Source organism: bacterium (assembly GCA_040755755.1).
GTDB lineage: Bacteria > SZUA-182 > SZUA-182 > DTGQ01 > DTGQ01 > DTGQ01.
Window position 1 is genome coordinate 1 of the sequence record JBFLZW010000083.1, and the last position, 9,690, is coordinate 9,690.

At 49.5% G+C, this 9,690-nt stretch carries 5 protein-coding genes; 3 read left to right on the plus strand and 2 right to left on the minus strand.

From position 1 onward, the window contains the following. A partial coding sequence (locus tag AB1611_21340) for a hypothetical protein (protein ID MEW6382128.1) occupies positions 1 to 265 on the minus strand: 265 nt, incomplete at its 3' end. Between the two features lie 770 nt (positions 266 to 1,035). Next, positions 1,036 to 3,981 carry a tetratricopeptide repeat protein gene (locus AB1611_21345; protein ID MEW6382129.1) on the minus strand — a complete coding sequence of 982 codons (2,946 nt, stop codon included), beginning with the start codon at positions 3,979 to 3,981 and terminating at the stop codon, positions 1,036 to 1,038. Positions 3,982 to 4,228: 247 nt separating this feature from the next. Between AB1611_21345 and AB1611_21350 the strand changes: the two genes are divergently transcribed. The 3 genes from AB1611_21350 to AB1611_21360 form a co-directional block, all read left to right on the plus strand. Then, positions 4,229 to 7,225 (plus strand): hypothetical protein, encoded by a 2,997-nt coding sequence (locus tag AB1611_21350; protein MEW6382130.1) that lies wholly within the window; start codon positions 4,229 to 4,231, stop codon positions 7,223 to 7,225. 512 nt (positions 7,226 to 7,737) lie between these two features. Then, positions 7,738 to 8,886: a hypothetical protein gene (locus AB1611_21355; GenBank protein MEW6382131.1), complete on the plus strand. Its 1,149-nt coding sequence runs from the start codon at positions 7,738 to 7,740 to the stop codon at positions 8,884 to 8,886. A 511-nt stretch (positions 8,887 to 9,397) separates the two neighbouring features. Then, positions 9,398 to 9,690 (plus strand): hypothetical protein (locus AB1611_21360; protein ID MEW6382132.1); only part of this gene is annotated, 293 nt, incomplete at its 3' end.

Below are 9,690 nucleotides of genomic sequence, written 5' to 3' on the forward strand. Positions count from 1 at the left end.
GATAGGTCTTGCGCGGATCCCAGGTCAGACCGGGCTGTACGGGCAGAACGGTGCTCGGCTTGAGGTTACTGACAATCGGGGTGGGAAGTCCGGTCAGAGGATTAGTCGGCGAAAGAGGCGGAGACCATAGCGGCCATAAGGTATTATAAGGTGGGAGGTTGATCCAGTTCGCTGCCTGAACCATCGATGATGAAATCAAAACCAATCCCATGAGGATTGCCAAACTCAAGACAACTCTCTTTAACCAATTTTTTTTCAAATTCATAATCAGAATCTCCTTACAGAACTTTTTGCGCTAAACCATGCTTGGGGAATCATACTCATGAACACAAACCATTAATGGCCACATTATCGGGGATTTTTCCATCTCAAAAGCCCAAGCGGGATCTTTCAAGACTCTCTCACAAGCATTTTCACTCTCTTTTGGGTATATTCCTCTCTTCTCCTCTCATGATCAACGAAAGGTTATCATTGAGTTAATAATACATGTTGCCGCACTTAGCGCATCTTCCATCACCCCCTTTCCAGCAGAGGCATGCGTATCTTTTATCGCTGTCTCGCCGCAGTTTGCAATCCCGGCAGATACCCGGTATCGATCCATAAATTCTCTGATCATAAATATCATGGTCATAAATTTTATGACCACCAGACATAGCACTGCCTCTACCTCACCGCATGAAGAAAATCACAGCAAAGCCTTATACAAGACTCTCCCTGAGCGATGGAGGGCCATGATCAGGCTAGTTTGTTACTCCATTAATTAAAGATTTCTTCAGGGAAGAATTTTTACAGAATAAATACGATAGAAAAAACTACCATCAAGATTTGGTAATTGCCAGATTCGATCTGTCTCTCAGAACGTATTTTATAATATGCATTTAATATGCCAAATTATTACAAAGAAAACCAATCTTAACAAATTATTGATTTAGCTATAATTATATGCCTTGCCACCCGGACAGGATATGACGCGCGACAGACAAACTATAGGAAAAAGATTACACATATGAAAAAAAATTAACTATCTCCATTCAATCATTGATTTTCACTTCCCAGGGAGGATTGAATCTGGTCCAGAAGATCCTTGGCTGGCTGAAAATCCGGTTTGACCCGCAAGGCTGCCTGCAGGTATTCGATACCCCTGGACAGATCCTGCTTCCACAGATAACAGTTAGCCATATGAAAGTACGTGACCGGATTGTCCGGGTTGTTCTGTATCGCCTGGCTGTATTCGGCAATGGCCCGATCAAATTCCTTCTGCTGAAAAAAAGTGAATCCCAAATTGATATGGGCAGCCTCGTTGGCTGGATCGATCTCCAGGATGCGCCTGCATTCTTCTATCCCCAGGTCTGTCTGCCCCAGTGCAAAGTACAGCAGGCTGAGTTTGATATGTGCATTCAGATGCCTGGCATCTTTGACCAGAACCTGTTTATAGATGTTGATGGCCTGCTCACTGTCTCCCTTATCCTGACAGGCTAATCCCAGTTGAAACAGGGTATCAATGTTGTCCGGATCAAGTTTCAGGGCAGACTGATAGGCATCGATAGCCTGGTCGAATTTTTGCTGATGGTGAAAGGTAACACCCAGACTGATGCGGGCCTTCAGATTTCCGGGATCAAGCTCAATGGCTTTTTGCAGCGATTGAACTGCCCGGTCGGAATCATTGAGACGAGAGTAGCACAGACCCAGGTTATAGAGAATCTCGGCAGACCCCGGCTCCAGTTGCTGCGCTTTCTGGAACTGCCGGAGCGCCTGAGAATAATCCTCCTCTTTCAAAGAGATTATGCCCAGGGCATTATACGCCTTGGCCACATCGGGATCGATTTCCTGAACCCGGCTGATCTCCTGTCTGGCCAGGCTGTATTCCTCCTTCTGAATGTGAACGTCTGCCAGGTTCAGCAGGGTATCGACTCTCCGGGAATCGAATTTTAAAGCCTGCCGTATCTTTTCTTCCGCCTCGGTAATCTTTCCCTGAGCGAGATAAATGGCTCCCAGAGTATTGTAGGCATCCACGTTCTGGGGATCAAGCTCAATCGCCTTCCCGGCATGCTGAAGAGCGGCTGCATAATCCTTCTTTGCCAGATAAACACCGGCCAGGCCCCGCAGGGCCTCGATGTGCCTGGCATCCCTTTTCAAAGCCTCGTGAAAAGCCTCGATGGCCTTGTCGTATTCACCGCTGTAACTGTAGAGAACACCCAGATTTTGATAGATCTCGATAGATTCAGGATCCAGTTTCCGGGCTTTCTCGATCTGCTCGAAGGCTTTCTCTTTCTGCCCCAGCTTCAAATACACCCCTCCCAGGTTGACATATCCGTTCAGGTAAGCCGGATCGAGACGGATGCATTCCAGAAATTCGTCCCGTGCCTTCTCGAATTGTCCGGTTTTGTTATAGATGAAACCAATCATAAAGTGAGCGAATACATCCTTGGGATCGATCTCCAGGCTCTTATGGAAAAAGCCGATAGCCTGGTCATATTCGTAGCGCAGGTAATGATAGGCAGCCACATTGAAATAGTTGAGAACGACGACCATATCCTTGGGATCCGGATAATTACCGATCTCCTTTTTTACGGGATCCTCCTGCGCCGGTGCGGTCCACAGATACCCCAGGCGTTCGAGCCTGCGCCGGGTATCCTCATCCATGACCATCACGTGGGCTTTTTCCCGGGAGCCCTGGAGTGAATACTTTTTTTTCATTCCATCCAGGAGCTTCTCCATAACCGCGACCTGGTCCTGGCGGTAGGAAAAGAGGTTGGAAAGCTCCCGTGGATCGTTTGCAAGCTGGTAAAGCTCGGGTTTCGGGGCCTTGACATACTTCCACTCCGATGTTCTCACTCCCTGAAGCGGGCTCCAGTGATGATTATAGAAGGGGAAATAGGTTTCACAGTAAATCGCCTCCTTATCCGGATCCTGGGAAGAAGCCTGTCCCGCTGCTGTCTTCATCGACCAGAGAGACTCACCCTGCATTTTGGAATCGGCCAGATGAATCCCGGCCATATCCAGAATCGTGGGCGCAATACTCACACTGCTCACCTGACGCAGGAAACGCTCAGCACGGGGAATTTTTTCCGGATACCTGATGATAAGAGGGACATGAATGGTGCTGTCATAGACAAAAACTGAATGACTCGGCTCCCCATGCTCTCCAAGGCTCTCGCCATGGTCCGCTGTAAAGCAGATCAAAGTCTGGTCGAAAATTCCCAGCTCTTTCATCTTCTCAAACAGCCTGCCCAGGCAATCGTCGGTATAGGCGATTTCCTGGTCATAACAGGAAGCCAGATTGGCCGGGTCATCGCAGCCCTCTATTCCCCTCCCGTAAGGTGCAGGGGCATGATAGGGCGCATGGGGATCGAAGCAATGAATGAAGAGGAAAAACGGGCCGGGCTGCTTCTGGTCCAGCCAGTTACCGGCAGCCCCGATAACCTCTTCAGCCCGCCTCTCTTCAAACAGCAGGTCCGATTTCTTCCCCTCCAACTCCATCTGGTCATCATAAATGTCAAACCCCTGGTCAAGGCCAAAGCGGGAGTCGAGCACAAAGGCCCCCACAAAGGCAGCGGTTTGATACCCCTTGCTTTTTAAAATCTCGGCCAGGGTCAGGCTCTCCTCTCCGAGACGGAAGGTCCCGTTGTCCCGGACATTATGGGCCAGAGGATACTGCCCGGTCATCAGGGTGGCATGACTGGGGAGGGTAATCGGAACCGGCGTGTAACAGGAAGTAACCAGCATACCCTCTCTGGCCAGATGATCGATGTGAGGGGTCGGAATCCCCCGATATCCATAGCACCCCAGATGGTCGGCACGCAGGGTATCGATCGAGATCAGAAGAATATTGGGAAGCGGCTTGAGGTTTTTTCTTTCTCCATCTCCCGGCACAAGGACATTCCTGCTGACCGGCTTCCTGGGCCAGCAGCCGGAACTCAAAGCAGCCATGAAGATAACCGTCAAAATAACAGCTCTTTTTCTCGAGTATGCTACCTGCATATATCCACTCTCCTTGAATGTTGTCCAATAATTGATCTGTCCATGATTCTATCAATACCATTTCCTTATAGAACAGGGGAGTATTGGTGATATGGACTGATTTAACTATTTGTTCTTATTATGTTTTACCTTTGGTAAAAACTTATGGCACAGTTATTGCTCTCCCTGTGAGCTGAAACAAGAACCGGACGATGGGTTCCCTGTTCATGATGACGTACCGGCATCATAATATCCTGAAAGAAAGGTGATGAGACAGTTGAATAGGCTTATTTCCCGTATCCGTGAAAAAATCCATTTTATCACTTCATCGGCATTCTTGATAGTGACAATCTTTCTTTCCGGGTCCTTTCTCTTCTTCACCTCTTCCCTGCCTGTTTATGGCTTGTACTTGGAACACGTCCTGGTCAGCGGAGGAAATCTCGATCAAATCCATCCCCAGGCTGCCTATTCAGGGCAGGGAACGATGCTGGTGGTCTGGGAAAACCTCAACAATGGAACATCCGATATCTACGGCCTTATTCAGACCAACAATCAGCAGCAGCAGGCAACACCTTTTCCCATCTGTACTGCCCAGGGCGATCAGAGATCCCCGGCAGTAGCCTGGAACGGAAACAGCTATCTCGTCATCTGGGAAGATACCCGCAACGGGAATGCCGATATCTACGGCACGAGGATAAACAGCACGGGCAGTGTCCTGGACAGCCCTGCTTCCCAGGGGGGCGGTGTGCCCATCTGCACGGTCGGTAATGACCAGATTCTGCCTGCTCTGGCCTGGAACGGCCAGGATCAGAATTACCTGGTCATCTGGCAGGACTACCGGACCACGCCAGCCAAAATTTATGGCATGAGGCTGACCGCCAATATGCAATTGCTCGATGGCACTGCCGCAAACGGCGGCCTGCTCATCGCCGCAGGCGGAGGGACAAATCCTCACCTGGCCTTTAACGGAACAGGTTATCTTGTGGTCTGGGAATACCAGACCAGTGAATCCTCCTGTGATATTTATGGCTGCCGGATATCTCCATCGGGGCAGGTAACAGGCAGTCCGGCAATACCCATTTGCATAGGCGAGGATCTGAAATTCAATCCCATGGCCGTTTCAGACGGGCTGGATTTTCTGGTAGTCTGGGACGTCCATCTCCTGGATAATTTTACCGATATAGCGGGCATTCTGGTTTCCGCTGATGGGACCCCCGACTCCCGGGGGCCTTTTTTCATCGCCGAGGCCCTGCAGAACCAGACGAATCCTTCAGCCACATGGTGTGGAAATCATTACCTGGTAGCCTGGAAGGATGGCCGGTTCGGGAAACCTGAAATCTGCTCTGTCCGCCTGAGCAGCGCAGGCAGTTTTCTTGACAGTCAGAGCAGGTTTTCCGATTCCAATCTGCTGCATTTATGGGGTTTTTCACGCCTGGACTCTCCCGTTGCAGCCATATATAAGGCCGACACTAAAGAATATATGCTCCTCTGGGAGGAGAACCAGACGAATAATTATGATATCTATTCCTATCGCTTTCAGGCCACTCCTCCTCCGGTCCTTTCCTGGACCGGAGAGACCAATTATCAGAACGGCGGGGTCAATCCGGCCAGCGGCCCGGCGGGGACTTCCTTTGAGTTTCGGGTCAAATACCAGAACACGAGCGGCTCCCGCCCCCAAAAGTTTCAAGTCTGGATCGATCAGGATGACGATGGCATCTATTATATCAATCCGGCCAGTCCGATTAAGGATAAAATCATAGACATGGAGGAGTTGGGAAATAATTATCTCCAGGGAGTTATCTACAAAGCCACAACCCCCGTGGAATATGTCGGTACCGGAGATGGCAGAATCAACTACCGGTTTGTTTTCAGCGACGGAACAAATGAGGCAACGGGAGAACCGACCAAGAGTCATCAGGTTCTCCTGGGGAACAGCCCTCCCGCTCTGGAGTGGATGACCACTGCCGGATATGAGTCAGACGGAGTAAGTCCGGACACTGCCCCGGCAGGCACAGCCTTTACTTTTAAGGTCCGCTATCGCGATCTGGAGAATGAGTCGCCTGCCGTCACCGAGGTGTGGGTCGATGTAAACCGCAACAATACCTATGAGCAGGATGAAAAATTTCTCATGGAGGCCATCGATACTCAAAGCTTTTCTGCAGGCCGTGGATATCAGAAGTCGATTTCCTGCCTGTATCTGCCGGACTCGAATACGGTCGGCACAGTCAGTATCAAGTACCGTTTCAATTTTACCTGCGGCAATACTCCGGTCGCAGGAGAACCCGCGAACGATCATACCTTTTCCCTGACTCCCTATCTCTCCGTACCCGTTCTCTCCTGGGTCAGCGAGCCCGGATTCACCAAGGGTGTTCGCTTCAGGGGTGAAGCGGCAGGAAAAAACTACGAATTTCAGATCTCCTATCAGGATCAGGACAATGATCTTCCGGCCACACAAGAGGTCTGGATTGACGAGAATGGAGACAATAACTTCAGCCAGAATGAAAAGCATGTCATGGAAGCGCTGACCCCGTCAGATACGGTTACAGCAGATGGCAAGATCTATCGTCTTCTGATTAACATCGTCTCTTCGGCAGCAGGCAGCATCTCGTATAAGTTCGTCTTCTCGGATGGGAAAAACATGGCTATCGGCGAGCCTTTTCTGAGTGTCTCACAGCTTGCAGTCAGCTCTCCCGTTTATCTGACCTGGACCGGAGAGCAGGGTTATCTCCAGGATGGGGTTAATCCGGACAGCGGTCCTGGCCGGTCCCAGTTTCAGTTTCAATTTCAGGTGCAATATGTCAATTTGCACGATTTCCCCCCAAAAACCAAGAAACTATGGCTGGACGTAAACAATGATGGTATCTACCAGGGGGCCGAAGTCCACGACATGGAAGAGCTTGATCCCCTCGATATGGTCTATTCCGATGGCAAGATATATACGAAATCGTTATCGATAGTTCCTTCAATAACGCCGCCGGTCAGTCTGAAATACCAGTTTATCTTTCAGGATATTTATTCCGAAGAGGCTACCGGCGAACCAGCGCAGGGCTTGAAGAGCGTGCTTGTCCTGGATCCGAATGCCCTGGCAGATCCCAATACCCCGGATCCGGATTCAGATCCCAACAGTCCCGATGACCCGGATGGTACGGCTAATCCGGCTGATCTCTCTCATTCTTCCACCAGTGATGTGCACCGGGAGCTCAAATCATCCCAGGGAGGATGCTTCATCCGGTCCCTGCTGAAGAGATATTCCCTGCGCCGGTAGTACTTGGCCGCGCTACCCAATCATACTCCCACACCACCACACAATAAATTATACCCTTAAAGTCATAGATATTTTCCTCCACCCTGCATAAAGGGATGATGCTGTATCCGGCAGTTGCCCCTCACTGCTGTTCATCCGGCTGGAACTAATTATGCAACTGTGGCTTATCGGTTTAATCATACAAGACGTTAAGGAGGGGAAAGAGAGTTTACTCAGAAAAAAGACATGGTTTTAAGCTGGAGGTCTGGGTTCTGAAAGTCAGGTTGAGTAAAGTCAGGGTTAGGCAAGGTTGAGGTTAGGTGAAGTTGAGGTTAGGTGAAGTTGAGGTTAGGTGGGGTAATTGTAATTGAACCAGCTCAAGGTTATAAAGGGTGAAAATCTGGCTGGGGAAATTTCTTGAAGCGACCATACTGTTTGCCCTCGGACGCATGGATTCTGAAGAAGGCAAGCCCGTTGGAAAAGCAAGCCCATATGACGATACCATCAGCTCATGACTGGAGGAAGTACAGACAATGCTTAACAAACCTTATCTTTCAGTACAGCCGAAAGGAAAGGACAATATCCGGGTATTTCGTCTTTTTGTGAATACCCTGGTACTCGCCCTCATTTTCGGCACAACAGTCCGGATTGAATATGCTCACGGCTATTATGGCGTGCCCGGCAATTCATATTATCAGCCATCTGCCTCCGGCTACTATAATACCGGCAATACATACTCTGGTAACACTTATACTGGCTATCCTTATTCCTACAACAGCAACTCGTATACTCCATCATCTTACTACTCGAATACCTCTGCTTATAGCACTGCATCACCCCAGAGTTATTATTACCAGAGTGGTTACAGTCCGTCGAGTGCTACCGCGTATACCACGCCGCAGTCTTCCTTTTATTATCCGAACAGCTATGCGGCTCAGAGTACGTATTCTCCTTATACATCTTATACATCCAGTGCCGCACAGGGATATTACGCCGGCGGCTCATCCGGCTACTACGCGGCATCGAATAATTCCTATTATGCCGGATCTTATGCTCCTGCCGCAAACGGTACCTCGTATTATTATCCGGCAGGCGCAACCTATTCTCCGAGCGCAGCTACCACCTACTATCGGGGTCCATATTCTACCGCCGGTTCAACTACCTATTATCCGGCTGCTCAAACCTATTATCCGGCCGCTGCAGGATATACTACCGCCGCCGTAACCGATATAACCGGTTCATATCAGGGCAGGTGGGTGAGAAACTACAGTTCCACCGGTGCACCAACCTCCGGAAGGACCACCAACACCGGTTCAATGCGGTCAAGCAATGGGACTACCTCTGCAACCGCCGGCACTTGCGGTGGCGGGGGCGGAGGCAATGGGACCGGTTTTCAGCCGATTACTCTTGAGCTGACACAGGTTGCGGCAGCCGTAAACGGCACCGTTACCTTCTTTTCCGATAATAGTGTCGTGAAAACGATTCCGGTGAATGGAACACTGGAAAGCGGCGGTATTCTTAACCTTAACGGCACAACCGCTGGAAGTGTCTCTGACCCTATTCTTTACGGTATAAAAATTACTGCCACAGTCCAGGGGACATCCCTCCAGGGGGCCTATACCCTGACAAATACGGCAACCGGTACCAATATAGAATTAGGCACTTTTTCGGCAAGCAAATAGGCTCCCGTCATGAAATCCAGGCAATATGCCTCATGAGGCATATTGCCTGGATTTGCCTTTCCCTCCATGAGGCTCTCCACCCGCTCAGCCACCCCCAGGCTTTATCCTTGAATTCGATTTCGCTTGATAATGGATAAAGTTTTTAGTATGCTAATTAATCGGAGAAAATCAGCTTCATAAGCCTTATGTCAGAGGTATAATAATTATCCTTAATTGACAGTCTTGCAATACAGCATGAGCTCCCCAACCGGCAATACCTGAACGATTAAACAAAAGAGCGTATCCAATAATCCCGCAGCATTTTCTGTTGCCTGATAATACTGGCATTCCGATTGCACTCTTACCCGGCAGAAGGATTAAATAAGTTATGTCCCAGGTTTTGAAAGGGGGTGTAAATCATTAGCATGCGGATGGAGGATGATCTATAGAATTAATTATTATCTATAAGTTACATCTTCAGTTAAAGGTAATAAATTAGACTAACGTAACGTATAAGTGTGAGGGAGTAACAGTGGAAAAAAAATGGTTTTTGAAGGCACTCGTGGTAGCTTTTTCAATATCAATCATAAGCTCATTAACCTCATCTGCCCATGCTCAACTGGGATTGAGCAGTCTCTACGGCAGCAGTCTCTACGGCAGCAGTCTCTATGGTAGTGGGCTCAGCAGCCTCTATGGCCGGGGTATCTATGGCGCTGGACTCTACGGCGGGCTCTACGGCGGTGGACTCTACGGCGGCCTCAGCAGCCTCTATGGCGGTGGCCTCAGCAGCCTCTATGGCCGGGGTATCTACGGCGCTGGACTCTA